An 18,081-nucleotide genomic window follows, 5' to 3' on the forward strand; every position below is an offset into this window, starting at 1 on the left:
GGATCTGAAGATGGCTGAACCACGTTTCGTACACCTGAGGGTGCACAGCGACTATTCCATGATTGATGGGCTGGCGAAAACCGGTCCGCTGGTGAAACAGGCTGCCGCGTTAGGCATGCCTGCGCTGGCGATTACCGATTTTACCAACCTCTGTGGTCTGGTGAAGTTTTACGGAGCGGGTCATGGCGCCGGGATTAAACCCATCGTTGGCGCTGACTTTAATGTTCAGAGCGAGTTGATGGGCGATGAACTCACGCATTTGACGGTACTTGCCGCCAACAATAGTGGCTATCAGAACCTGACGCTGCTGATTTCCAGAGCTTATCAACGCGGCTACGGGGCAGCGGGGCCGGTCATTGATCGCGACTGGCTGATCGAGCTGAAAGAAGGTTTGATTCTTCTCTCCGGCGGCCGGATGGGCGATGTCGGGCGTAGCTTGCTGCGCGGCAACAATGCGTTAGTCGAAGAGTGCGTCGCGTTTTATGAAGAACACTTTCCCGATTGCTACTTCCTGGAGCTAATCCGCACGGGGCGCCAGGATGAAGAAACGTATTTGCACGCCGCGGTTGAGCTGGCGGAAACGCGTGGCTTACCGGTTGTCGCGACGAATGATGTCCGCTTTATTAACAGCGATGACTTTGACGCGCACGAAATCCGCGTCGCGATTCACGATGGTTTTACGCTCGACGATCCGAAACGCCCGCGTAATTATTCTCCTCAGCAGTATATGCGTAGCGAAGACGAGATGTGCGAGCTGTTCTCCGACATCCCGGAAGCGCTGGAAAATAGCGTTGAGATCGCCAAACGCTGTAACGTAACGGTGCGTCTTGGCGAATATTTTCTGCCGCAGTTCCCTACAGGGGATATGACCACCGAAGACTTCCTGGTACAAAAATCGAAGCAAGGTCTGGAAGAGCGTCTGGCGTTTTTATTCCCGGATGAAGAGGAGCGTAAAAAGCGCCGCCCTGAGTATGATGAACGTCTGGATATTGAACTGCAGGTGATTAACCAGATGGGATTCCCGGGTTACTTCCTCATCGTGATGGAATTTATCCAGTGGTCAAAAGATAACGGCGTACCGGTAGGGCCGGGACGCGGTTCCGGTGCAGGGTCGCTGGTGGCCTATGCGCTAAAAATTACCGATCTTGATCCGCTGGAGTTCGACCTGCTGTTCGAACGTTTTCTTAACCCGGAACGTGTCTCCATGCCTGACTTCGACGTTGACTTCTGTATGGAGAAACGCGACCAGGTTATCGAGCACGTCGCGGATATGTACGGCCGCGATGCGGTATCTCAGATTATTACCTTCGGTACGATGGCGGCGAAAGCGGTTATCCGCGACGTGGGGCGCGTGCTGGGGCATCCGTACGGTTTTGTCGACCGTATCTCCAAGCTGGTACCGCCAGATCCGGGTATGACGCTGGCGAAAGCGTTTGAGGCGGAACCACAGCTGCCGGAAATTTACGAGGCGGATGAGGAAGTTAAAGCGCTGATCGATATGGCGCGTAAGCTGGAAGGCGTCACGCGTAACGCCGGTAAGCATGCGGGTGGGGTGGTTATCGCGCCAACTAAAATCACCGATTTTGCGCCGCTGTATTGTGACGAAGAAGGGCGCCATCCGGTTACCCAGTTTGATAAAAGCGATGTGGAATACGCCGGGCTGGTCAAATTCGACTTTCTGGGGCTGCGCACGCTCACTATCATTAACTGGGCGCTGGAGATGATTAACGCCCGCCGCGAGAAAAACGGCGAGCCGCCGCTGGATATCGCCGCGATCCCGCTGGATGACAAGAAAAGCTTCGACATGCTGCAACGCTCGGAAACCACGGCGGTTTTCCAGCTTGAATCCCGCGGCATGAAGGATCTGATTAAGCGTCTGCAGCCTGACTGCTTCGAAGATATGATCGCCCTGGTGGCGCTGTTCCGCCCCGGCCCGCTGCAGTCGGGGATGGTGGATAACTTTATCGACCGTAAGCACGGGCGCGAAGAGATTTCTTACCCGGATGTGCAGTGGCAGCATGAGAGCCTGAAACCGGTACTGGAGCCGACCTACGGCATCATTCTGTATCAGGAACAGGTTATGCAGATTGCCCAGGTGCTCTCCGGTTATACCCTCGGCGGCGCGGATATGCTGCGTCGAGCGATGGGTAAGAAAAAGCCGGAAGAGATGGCCAAGCAGCGCTCTGTTTTTGAAGATGGCGCAAAGAAAAATGGCGTCGATGGCGAGCTGGCGATGAAAATCTTTGACCTGGTGGAGAAATTTGCCGGTTACGGGTTTAACAAATCGCACTCCGCCGCCTATGCGCTGGTCTCTTATCAGACGCTGTGGCTGAAAGCGCACTATCCGGCTGAGTTTATGGCGGCGGTAATGACTGCCGATATGGACAACACCGAGAAGGTGGTAGGTCTGGTGGACGAATGCTGGCGCATGGGGCTGAAAATTCTGCCGCCGGATATCAATTCCGGGCTGTATCACTTCCATGTTAATGACGACGGTGAGATCGTTTACGGTATCGGCGCGATCAAAGGCGTGGGTGAAGGCCCGATCGAGGCGATTATCGAAGCGCGCAATAACGGCGGTTATTTCCGTGAGCTGTTTGACCTGTGCGCGCGAACCGACACCAAAAAGCTTAACCGCCGGGTGCTGGAAAAACTGATCATGTCCGGGGCGTTTGACCGTCTGGGTCCGCACCGCGCCGCGCTGATGAACTCGCTCGGCGATGCGCTAAAAGCCGCCGATCAGCATGCCAAAGCGGAGGCCATCGGTCAGGCCGATATGTTTGGCGTACTGGCGGAAGAGCCGGAGCAAATTGAACAATCCTATGCCAGCTGTCAGCCGTGGCCAGAGCAGGTGGTGCTGGACGGGGAACGTGAAACGTTGGGGCTTTACCTGACAGGGCACCCCATCAATCAGTATTTAAAGGAAATTGAGCGTTATGTCGGAGGCTACCGGCTGAAAGACATGCATCCAACAGAACGTGGCAAAGTGACCACGGCTGCGGGGCTCGTGATTGCCGCAAGGGTTATGGTCACCAAGCGCGGCAATCGTATCGGCATCTGTACCCTGGATGACCGTTCCGGACGTCTGGAAGTTATGCTGTTTACCGACGCTCTGGATAAATATCAGCAACTGCTGGAAAAAGACCGCATACTTATTGTCAGCGGACAGGTCAGCTTTGATGACTTCAGCGGGGGACTTAAAATGACCGCCCGCGAGGTCATGGATATTGACGAAGCCCGGGAAAAATATGCTCGCGGGCTTGCTATCTCGCTGACGGACAGGCAAATTGATGACCAGCTTTTAAACCGACTCCGTCAGTCTCTGGAACCCCACCGCTCGGGGACAATTCCAGTACATCTCTACTATCAGAGGGCGGATGCACGCGCGCGGTTGCGTTTTGGCGCGACGTGGCGTGTCTCTCCGAGCGATCGTTTGCTAAACGATCTCCGTGGCCTCATTGGTTCGGAGCAGGTGGAACTGGAGTTTGACTAATACAGGAATACTATGAGTCTGAATTTCCTTGATTTTGAACAGCCGATTGCAGAGCTGGAAGCAAAAATCGATTCTCTGACAGCGGTAAGCCGCCAGGACGAGAAACTGGATATTAATATCGATGAAGAAGTGCATCGTCTGCGTGAAAAAAGCGTAGAACTGACGCGCAAAATCTTTGCCGATCTTGGCGCATGGCAGGTTGCTCAACTGGCGCGCCACCCGCAACGTCCATACACGCTGGATTACGTTCGCCTGGCGTTTGATGAATTTGACGAACTGGCGGGGGACCGCGCCTATGCGGATGATAAAGCGATTGTTGGTGGTATCGCGCGTCTGGATGGTCGCCCGGTGATGATTGTTGGTCATCAGAAAGGCCGTGAAACGAAAGAGAAAATCCGTCGTAATTTCGGCATGCCGGCACCAGAAGGGTATCGCAAAGCGCTGCGTTTGATGGAAATGGCCGAGCGTTTCAACATGCCGATTATTACCTTTATCGACACCCCTGGCGCTTACCCTGGCGTGGGGGCGGAAGAACGCGGTCAGTCCGAAGCGATCGCCCGTAACCTGCGTGAAATGTCGCGCCTGAGCGTACCGGTGATTTGTACCGTTATTGGCGAAGGCGGTTCCGGCGGCGCGCTGGCGATTGGCGTGGGCGATAAAGTGAATATGCTGCAGTACAGCACCTATTCCGTTATCTCCCCGGAAGGCTGCGCGTCCATTTTGTGGAAAAGCGCGGACAAAGCGCCGCTGGCTGCCGAAGCGATGGGGATTATCGCGTCGCGCCTGAAAGAGCTGAAGCTGATTGATTCCATCATTCCTGAGCCACTGGGTGGCGCGCATCGTAATCCGCAAGCGATGGCGGCATCTCTGAAAGAACAGCTGTTGGCCGATCTTGCCGATCTCGATGTTCTGGATAAGGACGAGCTGTTGAACCGTCGCTATCAACGTTTGATGAGCTACGGTTACGCCTGATTATTTATCTGATTTCTTATCGCTAATGGCCGGATTCTCCGGCCTTTTTTATGTGTCATTCGCGAAGATGCGATGAAATGAGCAAGCGGATGATATTGTCGCGTAACGCGATGCAACAAGAGAAATACGCCAGTGCTAAGCGCTGGCGTGGTTGTTATGATGCTTTCATCGGGTAAATTTCAGGAGGAAGGCGTGAATATCATCGCGATCATGGGTCCCCAGGGTGTCTATTATAAAGACGAACCGATTCAAGAGCTGGAAGCCGCGCTGCAACGGCAAGGCTTCCAGACTATCTGGCCGCAGAACAGCGCCGACCTTTTGCTGTTTATCGAGCATAATCCGCGGATCTGCGGCGTTATTTTTGACTGGGATGAATATAGCGTTGATCTGTGCAGCGATATTAATCGTCTGAATGAATACCTGCCCCTGTACGCTTTTATCAACGCACATTCGACGATGGATGTCAGCGGCCAGGATTTGCGTATGACGCTGTGGTTCTTTGAATACGCGCTGGGGCTGGCGGAAGAGATCGCTACCCGCATTGGTCAGTACACCCGCGAATACCTTGATAACATTACCCCGCCGTTTACCAAAGCATTATTCAACTATGTCCAGGAGGGGAAATATACTTTCTGTACCCCCGGCCATATGGGCGGATCTGCCTATCAAAAAAGCCCGGTGGGATGCCTGTTTTATGATTTTTTCGGTGGCAATACCTTAAAGGCGGATGTCTCGATTTCGGTGACGGAACTGGGGTCGCTGCTCGATCATAGTGGTCCACATCTGGAAGCGGAAGAGTATATTGCCCGCGCATTCGGTGCCGAACAGAGCTACATGGTCACCAATGGCACTTCGACGTCGAATAAAATTGTCGGCATGTATTCCGCCCCGGCGGGCAGCACGCTGCTTATCGATCGCAATTGCCATAAATCGCTGGCGCATCTGCTGATGATGAACGATGTGGTGCCACTGTGGTTAAAGCCGACGCGTAACGCACTGGGGATACTCGGCGGTATTCCGAAGCGTGAATTTACCCGCGATGCGATACAGCAAAAAGTCAATACCGTTGGGGGCGCCGGATGGCCCGCCTATGCGGTGATCACCAACTCCACTTACGACGGACTGCTGTATAACACCACCTGGATCAAAGAGACCCTTGACGTGCCGTCGATCCACTTTGATTCCGCCTGGGTACCTTACACCCATTTTCACCCGATCTATCAGGGAAAAAGCGGAATGAGCGGCGATCGCATCCCGGGAAAAGTGATCTTTGAAACCCAGTCGACGCATAAAATGTTGGCTGCGCTCTCGCAGGCTTCGCTTATCCATATTAAAGGCAACTACGATGAAGATACCTTTAATGAAGCCTTTATGATGCATACCTCAACTTCCCCGAGCTACCCGATTGTCGCCTCCATTGAAACCGCGGCGGCGATGCTGCGCGGTAATTCCGGCAGGCGACTCATCGAGCGTTCAATTGAACGAGCGCTGGATTTTCGTAAAGAAGTGCAGCGGTTACGCGAAGAGTCTGACGGCTGGTTCTTTGATATCTGGCAGCCGGAGGAGATCAATGATGCGCAGTGCTGGCCGGTGGCGCCTGGTGAGCCGTGGCACGGTTTTCAGGATGCCGATGCCGACCATATGTTCCTCGATCCGGTGAAAGTCACGATCCTGACGCCAGGTATGGATCAACAGGGTCATATGGATAACGAAGGCATACCGGCCGCGCTGGTGGCTAAATTTCTTGATGAACGCGGGGTGGTGGTCGAAAAAACCGGGCCGTACAACCTTCTGTTTCTCTTCAGCATTGGTATTGATAAAACCCGGGCGATGGGGCTATTACGCGGGTTAACCGAGTTTAAGCGCTCCTACGATCTGAATTTACGGGTCAGGAATATGCTGCCGGATTTGTACGCCGAAGATCCGGATTTTTACCGCAATATGCGCATTCAGGATTTGGCGCAGGGCATTCATCGTCTGATCCGCCAGCATCAGCTTTCGCAGCTGATGCTACGCGCCTTTGATGTCCTGCCGGAGATGAAAATGACGCCGCATCAGGCATGGCAGCGGCAGATTAAAGGCGAAGTGGAAACCATTGAACTGGAGAATCTGGTCGGACGCATTTCAGCGAATATGATCCTGCCGTATCCGCCTGGCGTGCCGTTGCTGATGCCCGGGGAGATGATCACGGAGGAGAGCCGCGCAGTGCTCGATTTCCTGTTAATGCTGTGTTCAATTGGCCGCCACTATCCTGGTTTTGAAACCGATATCCACGGGGCGAAGCGTGATGAAGATGGCGTATATCGGGTCCGGGTGTTAAAAAATGACTCAGCGGCTTGCGCAGTCATCAACTGAGCGAGTAACGTTATCGGCTTCAACGGGAGGAATTTTAATATGCTGGGTTTAAAACGGGTTCATCATATTGCCATCATCGCGACAGATTATGCGCAGAGTAAGGCTTTCTACTGCGATATTCTGGGTTTTACTCTGTTGGCGGAGTTTTACCGTGAAGAACGTGATTCATGGAAGGGCGACTTGGCGCTGAATGGTGAATATGTTATTGAACTGTTTTCTTTCCCGTTTCCGCCTTCGCGTCCGAGCCGTCCCGAAGCCTGCGGGTTACGCCATCTGGCGTTTAGCGTTGAGGATATTGACGCCGCTGTTGCCCATCTTGAGCTGCACGGCATCGCTTGCGAAGGTATTCGTATTGACCCGTTTACCGATAAACGCTTCACCTTTTTTAAGGATCCGGATGGCCTGCCGCTGGAGATTTATCAACAGTAATTCTTGTCAGGTCGTGTCCTGCCGGGTAACGTGCCGGACACGCTTTCTTCAGTCAGAACGCTCATCATGATGATCCCGGATATTGCTCAAACGCTCCAGCCGCATCGCCAGTTTTTGCTGGCCTTCAGCGGTGGGCTGGATTCGACCGTGCTCCTGTATCGGCTGGTGCTCTGGCGCCAACTGGACCCAACAATTCATCTGCGGGCGATGCATATTCACCACGGGCTCAGCGCTAACGCCGACGGTTGGGTGGCGCACTGCCAGCAAATTTGCCAGCAGTGGCAGGTGCCGCTGCTGGTCGAACGGGTGACGCTCGGCGATGAGGGCCTGGGGATTGAGGCCCACGCGCGGCAGGCGCGCTATCAGGCATTCCGTGAGGCGCTTTTGCCAGGTGAAGCGCTGGTGACCGCGCAGCACCTTGACGATCAGTGTGAAACTTTCCTGCTGGCTCTTAAACGGGGGAGTGGCCCAACCGGACTATCGGCGATGGCCGGCGAATCCGACTTTGCCGCGACGAAACTGCTGCGCCCGTTACTGAATGAAAGCCGCGAGTCGCTGCAGCAGTGGGCGCTCGCCCATCAGCTCACCTGGATTGAAGATGAAAGCAACCAGGACGACGCTTACGACCGTAATTTTCTCCGTCTGCGTATTGTCCCGCAGCTCCGGGCTCGCTGGCCGCACTTTGTCGATGCTGTTGCGCGCAGTGCCAGTTTGTGCGGCGAACAGGAACAACTGCTGGACGAAATGCTGGCGACGGAACTGGCGACGCTGGTGGCTGAAGACGGCTCGCTGGCTATTGCGCCATTGCGAACAATGAGCGCACCGCGTCGGGCGGCGCTGCTGCGCCGTTGGCTGGCAGGACGCAATGTGCCGATGCCTGCCCGCGAGGTGCCGGAGCGTATCTGGCGTGAAGTGGCGCTGGCGCGTGAAGATGCTTATCCCTGCCTGCGTCTTGGCCATTATACCGTTCGTCGCTATCAGCAGCGGCTGCATTGGGTGAAATATATTCCCGGCCAGAGTGAGACAGTGCTGGTATGGGATGATATCTTTAAGTCGCTGCCGTTACCGGATGGCCTCGGTGAGCTGGCGATACTGCCCGCCGGGCCGTTGCGCAGGCCAAATCCGGGGGAAGCGGTAACAATCCGCTTTCGCGCCAGCGGGAATCTGCATATCGTGGGTCGTCAGGGAGGACGCAAGCTGAAGAAGCTCTGGCAGGAGCTGGGCGTTGCTCCCTGGCGTCGCAATACTACGCCGTTACTGTTTTATGGCGAAGCGCTCATTACCGCGGCAGACAGTCTGTTTATTACGGAAGATGGGCGCGTTCGGGAAGGCGAAGGCGTACAGATGGAATGGAGGAAAACGGGCGGCTGAGCCACCCGTTTGGGTTCAGGACTCGCTGACCACCACGGTACCGATTTCCGGGTGGCTGAAGCTGGCGATTTTATCCAGGCGTAGCTCGCGGACGTTACCGGCGAGTTCCACCACCAGATACTCGATATTTTTGCGTGAGATAAGATCGTTGGCCTTCGCCTGCAACTGCTCGCCATCTTTAAGCGCCAGTGCCAGGACAAGATGGTGCTGGCAGGCAAGCTCGAGATTGTCATAATCATCGCAATTGATGGGTTGATAAGTATCATTCATTGACATAATCGCTCACCAGTAAGTTTGCCGCCGCATACGCGGCCTTTTCCTTGACTGACTCAGAAAGAGCCTGATCCACCGCAATCTCATTCAATACTTTCAGTACGCAACCGAGCGCATCCGGGATATATCCCAGGTCCCCGCTGGCTATTTCCGCATACCGCTTGCGTATTAACTCACAATATTTGTCCACATGCCCTCCTGTCAGCGCTCTGACTCAACCGTGGGATGCAAGTTTAAGCCTACGAAGATAAACTCTGTTTAGCAAGGTGACTATACCATAGGCATTTAAACAATATCAGCAGGATGAAACAGGAGCCGTTGAATGCTGACAGCCTTTTGTTGCCAGTTTCGCTACAATGTACGCCATTTTTATCAGGAGATGATTCATGGCGCTGAAAGCGACGATTTATAAAGCAACGGTGAATGTAGCCGATCTAGACCGCAACCGGTTTCTGGATGCCAGTCTGACGCTGGCTCAGCATCCGTCAGAAACCCAGGAGCGCATGATGCTACGTCTGCTGGCGTGGATTAAATATGCCGATGAGCGTCTGGTGTTCACCCGCGGTTTGTCCTCTGAAGATGAAGCGGAACTCTGGCTGCTGAACGATCATCTGGGCGTAGACCTGTGGGTTGAGCTGGGGCTGCCGGATGAACGGCGAATTAAAAAGGCTTGCTCACGGGCGCAAGAGGTTGTGCTATTTGCCTATAATAGCCGGGCGGCTGAAATTTGGTGGCAGCAGAACAAGAGCAAAATGACGCAGTTTTCGAAGCTGACGGTATGGTATTTAGATGATACTCAACTGGCTCAGCTCAGTACCTTTGCCGATCGCACGATGTCGCTCCAGGCGACCATTCAGGATGGCAGTATCTGGTTATCTGATGCTCAGAATAATCTGGAAATTCATTTGACGGCCTGGCAAACACCCGCATGATTACGATTAGCCATCGCGTGGCCATTGCGGATGAAGAAGTTATGCTCTCCGGGATACGCGCGCAGGGGGCGGGGGGACAGCACGTAAATAAAGCATCAACGGCTATTCATTTGCGCTTTGATATTAGGGCCTCAAGTCTGCCAGAATATTATAAGGAGCGTCTGCTTACCGCCAGACACCACTTAATTTCTGCCGATGGGGTGGTTATTATTAAGGCTCAGGAATATCGCAGCCAGGAAATGAATCGCGAAGCGGCGATTGCCCGTCTGGTTGCCTTAATACAAGAATTAACCGCAGTGCAAAAGCGTCGGCGGCCATCGCGGCCGACCCGGGCGTCAAAAGAGCGCCGACTCGCTTCGAAGGCGCAAAAGTCGTCAGTCAAAGCGCTGCGTGGGAAAGTTCGCCATTAATTAAGGGAATGGCAAACTGGTTGAATGGATGATAAGGAATTTACAGTGAAGACCGCTATATTTTCAGTTGTCGCAGTCTGCTCGCTTTTTGTGCTATTTGGCTGTAATAATCGCCCGGAGGTTGAAACGCTTCAGGCCGCACCGATGGCAGAAATGAAACCCATGCAGCAAAGCTGGCGCGGCGTGCTGCCTTGTGCCGATTGCGAAGGTATCGAAACGTCGCTCTTTCTGGAAAAAGACGGTACCTGGGTGATGAATGAACGCTATCAGGGCGTGAGTCGCGAACCTTCTTCTTTTGCGTCATACGGTACCTGGGCACGAACGGCGGATAAGCTGGTGCTGACCGATAGCAAAGGCGAGAAGTCTTATTATCGGGATAAAGGCGACAGGCTTGAAATGCTCGATCGTGATGGTAACCCAATTGAATCGGCGTTGAACTATACGCTGGCATCAGTAAAAGCCAGTCTGCCCATCACGCCGATGGCGATGCGTGGAATGTACTTCTTTATGGCGGATGCCGCGACCTTTACCGATTGCGCAACCGGCAAACGCGTCGTGGTAGCCAGCAATGCTCATCTAGAGCGCGATTATGCCGCTGCGCGTGGTACGGATAGTCGCCCGGTGCTGCTACAGGTGGAAGGACATTTTACCTTTGATGCCAACCCGGATAGCGGCGCGATGGTCAAAACGTTGGTGGCGGATAAGAATATTAAATTTATTCCGGGAAAAGAGTGTAACCAGTAAAAATTGTCGGCGTAAAAAAGAAAGGCCTCTTATTTCCGAGGCCTTTTTGCATTTGAAGGTGCTAATTAACCTTTAATGGCTTTCACCAGGAAATCGACGATCTCGCCAGTTTTAATCAGCTGCTTCTCGCCGTTACGACGGTATTTGTATTCAATATCGTCGTTGTCGAGGTTACGGTCGCCCAGCACGATAGTGTGCGGGATGCCGATCAGTTCCATATCCGCAAACATCACGCCCGGACGCTCTTTACGGTCATCCATCAGCACTTCAATACCCAGGGCGCGCAGTTCGCCGTACAGTTTTTCCGCCAGTTCCTGCACGCGGAAGGATTTGTGCATGTTCATCGGCAGAATGGCAACCTGGAATGGCGCAATGGCGTCAGGCCATACGATCCCGCGTTCGTCGTGATTCTGCTCAATCGCCGCCGCCACCACGCGCGTTACCCCGATACCGTAGCAACCCATCGTCAGGATCTGGTTACGACCATCTTCGCCCTGTACGGAGGCTTTAAGCGCTTCGGAATACTTGGTGCCCAGTTGGAAGATATGACCCACTTCGATGCCGCGTTTAATCAGCAGCGTGCCCTGGCCGTCCGGGCTTGGATCGCCTGCCACGACGTTACGGATATCGGCGACGTCTGGCGTCGCGACATCGCGATCCCAGTTGATGCCGAAGTAGTGCTTGCCGTCGATATTCGCGCCAGCGGCGAAATCGCTCATCGCGGCTACGGTACGGTCAATGATCACCGGAATCGGCATATTCACCGGCCCCAGAGAACCCGGGCCGGCTTTCACTAGCGCACGAATCTCGTCTTCGGTTGCGAAGGTCAGCGGGCTGGCAACCTGCGGCAGTTTTTCCGCTTTCACTTCGTTCAGCTCGTGATCGCCACGTACCAGCAGGGCAACCAGCGGAAACTGGCTCTCTTCAACCGCTTTCACCAGCAGCGTTTTGACGGTTTTCTCAATCGGCAGATTGAACTGCTCAACCAGCTCTGCGATGGTTTTCGCGTTTGGCGTATCAACCAGCGTCATCTCCTGGCTGGCAGCCGCGCGCGGCGCTTTCGGCGCAACGGCTTCGGCGAATTCGATGTTAGCCGCGTAGTCAGAAGAATCAGAGAAGATCACATCATCTTCACCGCTTTGCGCCAGTACCTGGAACTCGTGGGATGCGTTACCGCCGATTGACCCCGTGTCTGCCTGTACCGCGCGGAAATCCAGGCCCATACGGCTGAAGATTTTGCTGTAAGCGGCATACATGGTGTCGTATGTTTCCTGCAGGGATTCCTGAGAGGTATGGAAAGAGTAAGCGTCTTTCATCAGGAATTCGCGAGAACGCATCACGCCAAAGCGCGGACGGACTTCGTCACGGAATTTGGTCTGGATCTGATAGAAGTTCAGCGGCAGTTGTTTGTAAGAGCTCAGCTCGTTACGAATCAGGTCGGTGATGACTTCCTCATGGGTTGGGCCGAGTACGAACGGACGCTCGCCACGGTCAACAAAACGCAGCAGTTCCGGGCCGTACTGTTCCCAGCGACCACTCTCTTGCCACAGGTCAGCGGGCTGAACCACTGGCATCGACACCTCGATGGCACCGGCGTTGTTCATCTCTTCACGCACGATGTTTTCGACTTTTTTCAGGACGCGCACGCCGGTCGGCAGCCAGGTGTATAACCCGGAGGCCAGCTTGCGGATCATCCCGGCGCGCAGCATCAGCTGATGGCTGATAACCTCGGCGTCGGCAGGCGTCTCCTTCAGAGTGGAGAGCAGGTATTGGCTAGTACGCATGTTGTTACGGTTCCAGTTGAACGATCGATACAGGCTGAAAACCAGCCTGACACAAAAAAGTGGTTTAGTTTACCAGCGTGGCAAAGATGCCAAAAGAGAGGAAAATAAAATTAGCGTGGTTCGAGAGAAAAGACTTCAAAACCAGACGAAATCACCCGCCAGCGCACGTTAAAATCGAGTAGCCAGACGGCGTATGTTTTCCCTTCCTCTTCTTGTTTACGATATGCCGGACGCGGATCTTGCGCCAGAACCTCGGTAATGAACGATTTGAGCCGAGGATAACGTTTTTCGAGGGTTAAAAGCTGCGCGTCTGTTTCCGGCGTAAAGCGCACCGCCATTTCCGCCGACGGTGCCTGCTGAGCATAGCTGGCGCTGGCATCCGGCAACGCCTCGGCAAAGGGCAGGTAAGGTTTGATATCCACGACCGGAGTGCCGTCCACCAGATCCAGACTACCTAACTCCAGAATAACCTGCTCTTTATGACAGCGAACGGCTTTGAGCTCGACCAACGACATTCCGATGGGATTAGGACGAAAGGTCGAACGGGTGGCGAAAACGCCCATTCGCACATTGCCGCCGAGGCGGGGGGGACGCACGGTCGGGCGCCAGCCGCCTTCCATTGTCTGATGGAAGACAAACAGCACCCAGAGGTGGCTGAAGTTCTCTAGGCCGCGCACCGCTTCAGCCTGGTTATAGGGGGGCAACAGCTGTAATTCACCGCCGCCATTTTTGATAATTCCCGGCTGGCGAGGGACGGCAAACTTTTCTTTATAGGGTGAGCGAATCACGCCTATTTGTGCAAACTGAAAAGCACTCATTGCGCCGAAACGTTAAGCGCTGAACCCAGGCAGACGGCCTGTCGGTAGCAGCCTGGGGTACCGCTTGTCACTTCGCAACGGTGCAGCAGAACCGCATTGGCTCTCATTTTTGCCGCATTAATTTGTAGACGCTTACGGGCCGTAGGGATATTCGGCGGAGAGTCCTGGTTTGAGGCCTGACATGATTCACCGGTGACTTCCCCCAGATCGCGGAAAGGTTTACCTACCAGTTCTGCTGCATCGGTATAGATTCTTACCGGTGCCGGGCGCGTCGCTCTTGGTTTTGCCGGTTCCGATTTGGCTGGCGGAGTTGCAGTGCTTTGTTCAGACTCGACGGGAGATCTGCTTAGCATAGAACAACCACTTAACATGAGTGCTAACAAACAGACCGGTAAAGCACGCATAGTATTTCCTCGAAAAATAATAAAACAGGGCGCTATTGAATCAGGTGATTGCATAAATGACAAGACGGGCATAAAGCCCGTCCTGAATGATATTACGCTGAAAAAAGATTACCAGCCTTTCACCGCACCGCCGTTAAAGATTTTGTTGGCTGCTTCGTAAACTTCGTCACTCTGGTAAGCCTGGACAAATTTCTTAACGTTTTCCGCATCTTTGTTGTCTTCACGCGCGACAATCAGGTTGACGTACGGAGAATCTTTGCCTTCCACAAAAATACCGTCTTTGGCCGGCGTTAAGCCAATCTGGCTGGCGTAAGTGGTATTGATAATCGCCAGAGCGATTTGTGCATCATCCAGTGAACGCGGCAACTGCGGGGCTTCCAGCTCAACAATTTTCAGGTTTTTCGGGTTTTCAATAATATCCAGAGCCGTAGGCAGTAAACCAACGCCCTCTTTCAGTTTGATCAGGCCAACTTTCTGCAACAGCAGCAGGGAGCGACCGAGGTTGGTCGGATCGTTAGGAATGGCGACCTGAGAACCCGGCTGCAGTTCGTCCAGGGATTTGATTTTTTTCGAATATCCGGCAATCGGATAAACAAAAGTGTTTCCGACTGGAACCAGTTTGTAGCCGCGGTCTTTAATTTGTTGATCAAGATACGGTTTATGCTGGAAGGCATTAACATCAATATCACCTTTGCTCAGCGCTTCGTTCGGCAGCACATAGTCGTTGAAGGTGACCAGTTCAACATCAAGGCCGTATTTTTCTTTTGCCACTTTCTGCGCGACTTCAGCAACCTGCTGTTCCGCCCCGACGATAACGCCAACTTTGATATGGTTCGGATCTTTTTCGTCCTGACCGCAACCCGCCAACGCTAGCGAACCGATTAACGCACCTACCGCCGCAAAGGTTTTGAAATTAAAGGCCATGATATTTCCTTCCTGTAATATTTTGTATTGTGTGCAATGTTATTTGTGAGTCACTGCCCGGACGATACGATCGCCAGAGAATTGAATCAAATAAACCAGAATAACCAGTAATACCAGTACGGTATTCATCACGGTTGCATTGTAGCCGATGTAGCCGTACTGATAGCCAATCTGCCCCAGACCACCAGCGCCGACAGCGCCGCCCATCGCGGAATAGCCGACCAGCGTAATGAGCGTAATGGTTGCCGCATTGACCAGTCCCGGCAGCGCTTCCGGCAGAAGAACCTTACGGACGATCTGCATTGGCGTCGCCCCCATGGCTCGAGATGCTTCGATAAGGCCGGTTGGGATCTCCAGCAGTGCGTTTTCGACCATCCGCGCGATAAATGGCGCCGCGCCGACCGTCAGCGGAACGATAGCCGCCTGCAGTCCAATGGATGTTCCTACGATCACGCGGGTGAAAGGGATCATCCAGACCAACAGGATAATAAACGGAATCGAACGGAAAATGTTTACTACCGCCGACAGTGTACGGTAAAGCTTCGCGTTAGCGACAATTTGCCCTAGACGCGTGACGTACAGGAGTACACCAACCGGCAGACCGAGAACAAAACCGAAGAAGCCGGAGACAAATGTCATAGCCAGCGTTTCCCATACGCCGCGAATCAGCAGCCAGATCATGGGTTCAGACATATCCCAGTACCTCTATTTTTACATGGTGTTCCTGTAGCCAGGCGATTGCGGCCTGGGTATCTTCCTGTGCGCCGTGCATTTCGGTCAGCATAATGCCGAATTTCACGCCGCCGGCGTAATCCATCTGCGCGCTGATAATATTGTTGTTCACATTGAAGCGACGCGCGGTTTCAGAGAGCAGCGGCGCATCAACGGAATGGCCGGTAAACTCCATGCGCAGCATCGGTACGCTATCGGGATATGCCTCAGGCTTCAGGCGAGCCTGATAATCATCCGGAATATCCAGATGCAGCGTTGACTGAATAAACTGCTGCGCCAGCGGCGTTTTGGGATGAGAGAAGACTTCACTCACCGTATCCTGTTCAATTAACTGGCCGTTGCTGATCACGGCGACGCAATCACAGATGCGTTTCACAACATCCATTTCGTGGGTGATCAGCAGAATGGTCAGCCCCAGGCGACGGTTGATATCTTTCAGTAGTTCCAGAATCGAACGGGTAGTGGCTGGATCCAGAGCGCTGGTGGCTTCGTCGCAAAGCAACACTTTTGGATTGCTGGCCAGAGCGCGGGCGATGGCTACGCGCTGCTTTTGTCCGCCAGAAAGATTAGCGGGATAACTGTCATGCTTATCGGCAAGGCCCACAAGCTCCAGTAGTTCGCTCACCCGGCGTTTAATTTCTGCCTGCGGCGTGTTATCCAGTTCCAGCGGCAACGCGACATTACCGAATACGGTACGCGAGGCAAGCAGGTTAAAGTGCTGGAAGATCATGCCGATTTGACGGCGAGCGCGGGTCAGCTCTTTTTCGGAAAGTGCCGTTAGCTCCTGACCGCCAACCTGTACGCTGCCCTGAGTCGGACGCTCAAGCAGGTTAACGCAGCGGATTAATGTACTCTTACCCGCACCAGAAGCGCCGATGACGCCATAAATTTGTCCGGCAGGGACATGCAGGCTGACATCATTCAGCGCCTGTATGCTACGGTTCCCCTGCTGGAACACCTTGGTGATATTTGAAAGTTTTATCATCAGTTATTTATTATCGTTTAGCCGTTTGCCGTGGCATTTTCTTCTGCCGTGTTCAGGCGATGCCTGTCAATGAAATGGATGTTAAGGCATCCAGACGTCTAAATCAATCTGACTCTGTATAATGAGCACTTTCTTGCGTCTATAAACATGCGATACTACGCGCACTAGCCTTTATCAGGAGCAAACCGGTGGCAAAGTCAGTACCCGCAATTTTTCTTGACCGTGACGGCACAATTAATGTCGATCACGGCTATGTCCATGAAATCGACAATTTTGAATTTATCGATGGCGTTATCGACGCAATGCGTCAATTAAAGGAGATGGGCTATGCGTTGGTGCTGGTGACTAACCAGTCCGGTATTGCCCGCGGTAAGTTTACTGAAGAGCAGTTTGAAACGCTGACGGAGTGGATGGACTGGTCGCTGGCCGATCGCGGCGTTGATCTGGACGGTATCTATTATTGTCCGCATCATCCCCAGGGAACCGTTAAAGAGTTTCGCCAGACCTGCGACTGCCGCAAACCGCATCCGGGAATGCTGATCTCGGCGCGCGATTACCTGCATATCGATATGGCGGCTTCCTATATGGTGGGCGATAAAGTAGAAGATATGCAGGCGGCTCAGGCTGCGGGAGTGGGCACAAAAGTATTAGTGCGCACCGGCAAGCCTGTCACCCCGGAAGCAGAAAGCGCTGCGGATTGGGTGCTAAATAGCCTGGCAGAGCTGCCGAATGCGATTAAAAAGCAGCAAAAATAAGCGTTACGTATAAAAGATGAGCGGTTGAAATAAAATTGCATTTTACCGCTTGTCACCGCCGAATAACTCCCTATAATGCGCTCCCACTGACACGGAGAAACGGCATGCAAGCCGCCGGGTCAGCGGGGAAGACTCTGAAAAATAGGGTTGACTCTGTAAGAGGAAAGCGTATTATACGCCACCTCGCGACAGAGCGCTGAAGCGCGTCGCAACTGCTCTTTAACAATTTATCAGACAATCTGTGTGGGCACTCAAAGTGACATGGATTCTTAATGTCTTCGGACAATAAATGAACACCAAGTCTCTGAGTGAACACGTAATTCATTACGAAGTTTAATTCACGAGCATCAAACTTAAATTGAAGAGTTTGATCATGGCTCAGATTGAACGCTGGCGGCAGGCCTAACACATGCAAGTCGAACGGTAGCACAGAGAGCTTGCTCTCGGGTGACGAGTGGCGGACGGGTGAGTAATGTCTGGGAAACTGCCCGATGGAGGGGGATAACTACTGGAAACGGTAGCTAATACCGCATAACGTCGCAAGACCAAAGAGGGGGACCTTAGGGCCTCTTGCCATCGGATGTGCCCAGATGGGATTAGCTTGTTGGTGAGGTAACGGCTCACCAAGGCGACGATCCCTAGCTGGTCTGAGAGGATGACCAGCCACACTGGAACTGAGACACGGTCCAGACTCCTACGG

At 53.5% G+C, this 18,081-nt stretch carries 17 protein-coding genes and 1 rRNA gene; 10 read left to right on the forward strand and 8 right to left on the reverse strand.

All coding sequences use genetic code 11. The features are described 5' to 3' along the window. The first annotated feature begins 10 nt into the window (after nucleotides 1-10). From dnaE to tilS, 5 genes are all read left to right on the forward strand, one after another. Complete coding sequence (dnaE, locus tag FE839_RS17410) at nucleotides 11-3,493, forward strand: DNA polymerase III subunit alpha (protein ID WP_138362033.1); 3,483 nt, start codon at nucleotides 11-13, stop codon at nucleotides 3,491-3,493. A 12-nt stretch (nucleotides 3,494-3,505) separates the two neighbouring features. Continuing rightward, nucleotides 3,506-4,465, forward strand: a complete 960-nt coding sequence (accA, locus tag FE839_RS17415) for an acetyl-CoA carboxylase carboxyl transferase subunit alpha (protein ID WP_138362034.1) — start codon at nucleotides 3,506-3,508, stop codon at nucleotides 4,463-4,465. 192 nt (nucleotides 4,466-4,657) lie between these two features. After that, entirely contained in the window at nucleotides 4,658-6,820 is a 2,163-nt protein-coding gene (locus FE839_RS17420) for a lysine decarboxylase LdcC (protein WP_138362061.1), read from the forward strand. 39 nt (nucleotides 6,821-6,859) lie between these two features. Beyond that, nucleotides 6,860-7,249, forward strand: a complete 390-nt coding sequence (locus FE839_RS17425; protein ID WP_138362035.1) for a VOC family protein — start codon at nucleotides 6,860-6,862, stop codon at nucleotides 7,247-7,249. Nucleotides 7,250-7,318: 69 nt separating this feature from the next. Continuing rightward, on the forward strand, nucleotides 7,319-8,620 hold the full coding sequence (gene tilS, locus FE839_RS17430) for a tRNA lysidine(34) synthetase TilS (protein ID WP_138362062.1): 1,302 nt from the start codon (nucleotides 7,319-7,321) through the stop codon (nucleotides 8,618-8,620). Nucleotides 8,621-8,635: 15 nt separating this feature from the next. Here the strand turns inward: tilS and rof are convergent, their stop codons facing one another. After that, the gene (rof, locus tag FE839_RS17435) at nucleotides 8,636-8,896 is read right to left on the reverse strand and encodes a Rho-binding antiterminator (RefSeq protein WP_138362036.1); all 261 of its coding nucleotides are present in this window, start codon (nucleotides 8,894-8,896) and stop codon (nucleotides 8,636-8,638) included. Further along, nucleotides 8,883-9,083: a YaeP family protein gene (locus tag FE839_RS17440; RefSeq protein ID WP_138362037.1), complete on the reverse strand. Its 201-nt coding sequence runs from the start codon at nucleotides 9,081-9,083 to the stop codon at nucleotides 8,883-8,885. The genes rof and FE839_RS17440 overlap by 14 nt, the downstream gene beginning before the upstream one ends. A gap of 196 nt (nucleotides 9,084-9,279) precedes the next feature. Here FE839_RS17440 and FE839_RS17445 point away from each other — a divergent pair, with 196 nt between their 5' ends. The 3 genes from FE839_RS17445 to nlpE are packed head-to-tail and all read left to right on the forward strand — an operon-like array spanning nucleotide 9,280 to nucleotide 10,979. After that, nucleotides 9,280-9,825 carry a YaeQ family protein gene (locus FE839_RS17445; protein WP_138362038.1) on the forward strand — a complete coding sequence of 182 codons (546 nt, stop codon included), beginning with the start codon at nucleotides 9,280-9,282 and terminating at the stop codon, nucleotides 9,823-9,825. Next, entirely contained in the window at nucleotides 9,822-10,235 is a 414-nt protein-coding gene (gene arfB / locus FE839_RS17450) for an alternative ribosome rescue aminoacyl-tRNA hydrolase ArfB (protein WP_138362039.1), read from the forward strand. Before FE839_RS17445 ends, arfB begins: the two co-directional genes overlap by 4 nt. Before the next feature lie 45 nt (nucleotides 10,236-10,280). Continuing rightward, nucleotides 10,281-10,979 carry an envelope stress response activation lipoprotein NlpE gene (gene nlpE, locus FE839_RS17455; RefSeq protein ID WP_138362040.1) on the forward strand — a complete coding sequence of 233 codons (699 nt, stop codon included), beginning with the start codon at nucleotides 10,281-10,283 and terminating at the stop codon, nucleotides 10,977-10,979. 65 nt (nucleotides 10,980-11,044) lie between these two features. On the opposite strand, the gene proS is transcribed toward nlpE, so the two are convergent. The 6 genes from proS to metN form a co-directional block, all read right to left on the reverse strand. After that, the gene (gene proS / locus FE839_RS17460; protein WP_138362041.1) at nucleotides 11,045-12,763 is read right to left on the reverse strand and encodes a proline--tRNA ligase; all 1,719 of its coding nucleotides are present in this window, start codon (nucleotides 12,761-12,763) and stop codon (nucleotides 11,045-11,047) included. A gap of 110 nt (nucleotides 12,764-12,873) precedes the next feature. Further along, nucleotides 12,874-13,581: a tRNA (N6-threonylcarbamoyladenosine(37)-N6)-methyltransferase TrmO gene (gene tsaA, locus FE839_RS17465; protein ID WP_138362042.1), complete on the reverse strand. Its 708-nt coding sequence runs from the start codon at nucleotides 13,579-13,581 to the stop codon at nucleotides 12,874-12,876. Next, the gene (gene rcsF, locus FE839_RS17470; RefSeq protein ID WP_138362043.1) at nucleotides 13,578-13,985 is read right to left on the reverse strand and encodes an Rcs stress response system protein RcsF; all 408 of its coding nucleotides are present in this window, start codon (nucleotides 13,983-13,985) and stop codon (nucleotides 13,578-13,580) included. The genes tsaA and rcsF overlap by 4 nt, the downstream gene beginning before the upstream one ends. A gap of 108 nt (nucleotides 13,986-14,093) precedes the next feature. After that, nucleotides 14,094-14,909 carry a MetQ/NlpA family lipoprotein gene (locus tag FE839_RS17475; RefSeq protein ID WP_138362044.1) on the reverse strand — a complete coding sequence of 272 codons (816 nt, stop codon included), beginning with the start codon at nucleotides 14,907-14,909 and terminating at the stop codon, nucleotides 14,094-14,096. 39 nt (nucleotides 14,910-14,948) lie between these two features. Beyond that, the gene (locus FE839_RS17480) at nucleotides 14,949-15,602 is read right to left on the reverse strand and encodes a methionine ABC transporter permease MetI (protein WP_138362045.1); all 654 of its coding nucleotides are present in this window, start codon (nucleotides 15,600-15,602) and stop codon (nucleotides 14,949-14,951) included. Beyond that, on the reverse strand, nucleotides 15,595-16,626 hold the full coding sequence (gene metN, locus FE839_RS17485; RefSeq protein ID WP_138362046.1) for a methionine ABC transporter ATP-binding protein MetN: 1,032 nt from the start codon (nucleotides 16,624-16,626) through the stop codon (nucleotides 15,595-15,597). The genes FE839_RS17480 and metN overlap by 8 nt, the downstream gene beginning before the upstream one ends. A 188-nt stretch (nucleotides 16,627-16,814) precedes the next feature. On the opposite strand from metN, the gene gmhB reads away from it, so the two are divergent. Both gmhB and FE839_RS17495 read left to right on the forward strand, forming a co-directional pair. After that, nucleotides 16,815-17,381: a D-glycero-beta-D-manno-heptose 1,7-bisphosphate 7-phosphatase gene (gene gmhB, locus FE839_RS17490; protein WP_138362047.1), complete on the forward strand. Its 567-nt coding sequence runs from the start codon at nucleotides 16,815-16,817 to the stop codon at nucleotides 17,379-17,381. A 355-nt stretch (nucleotides 17,382-17,736) separates the two neighbouring features. Beyond that, a 16S ribosomal RNA gene (locus FE839_RS17495) occupies nucleotides 17,737-18,081 on the forward strand; the annotation flags it as partial.

The organism is Klebsiella indica (assembly GCF_005860775.1).
Classification (GTDB): Bacteria; Pseudomonadota; Gammaproteobacteria; order Enterobacterales; family Enterobacteriaceae; genus Klebsiella; species Klebsiella indica.

Excerpts from the sequence above, each read along its gene's own strand:
- rcsF (WP_138362043.1), bottom strand. The coding sequence starts at position 13,985 with ATGCGTGCTTTACCGGTCTGTTTGTTAGCACTCATGTTAAGTGGTTGT.
- rof (WP_138362036.1), bottom strand. The coding sequence starts at position 8,896 with ATGTCAATGAATGATACTTATCAACCCATCAATTGCGATGATTATGAC.
- FE839_RS17425 (WP_138362035.1), top strand. The coding sequence starts at position 6,860 with ATGCTGGGTTTAAAACGGGTTCATCATATTGCCATCATCGCGACAGAT.
- FE839_RS17475 (WP_138362044.1), bottom strand. The coding sequence starts at position 14,909 with ATGGCCTTTAATTTCAAAACCTTTGCGGCGGTAGGTGCGTTAATCGGT.
- dnaE (WP_138362033.1), top strand. The coding sequence starts at position 11 with ATGGCTGAACCACGTTTCGTACACCTGAGGGTGCACAGCGACTATTCC.
- metN (WP_138362046.1), bottom strand. The coding sequence starts at position 16,626 with ATGATAAAACTTTCAAATATCACCAAGGTGTTCCAGCAGGGGAACCGT.
- FE839_RS17480 (WP_138362045.1), bottom strand. The coding sequence starts at position 15,602 with ATGTCTGAACCCATGATCTGGCTGCTGATTCGCGGCGTATGGGAAACG.
- tilS (WP_138362062.1), top strand. The coding sequence starts at position 7,319 with ATGATCCCGGATATTGCTCAAACGCTCCAGCCGCATCGCCAGTTTTTG.
- accA (WP_138362034.1), top strand. The coding sequence starts at position 3,506 with ATGAGTCTGAATTTCCTTGATTTTGAACAGCCGATTGCAGAGCTGGAA.
- arfB (WP_138362039.1), top strand. The coding sequence starts at position 9,822 with ATGATTACGATTAGCCATCGCGTGGCCATTGCGGATGAAGAAGTTATG.
- proS (WP_138362041.1), bottom strand. The coding sequence starts at position 12,763 with ATGCGTACTAGCCAATACCTGCTCTCCACTCTGAAGGAGACGCCTGCC.
- FE839_RS17445 (WP_138362038.1), top strand. The coding sequence starts at position 9,280 with ATGGCGCTGAAAGCGACGATTTATAAAGCAACGGTGAATGTAGCCGAT.
- tsaA (WP_138362042.1), bottom strand. The coding sequence starts at position 13,581 with ATGAGTGCTTTTCAGTTTGCACAAATAGGCGTGATTCGCTCACCCTAT.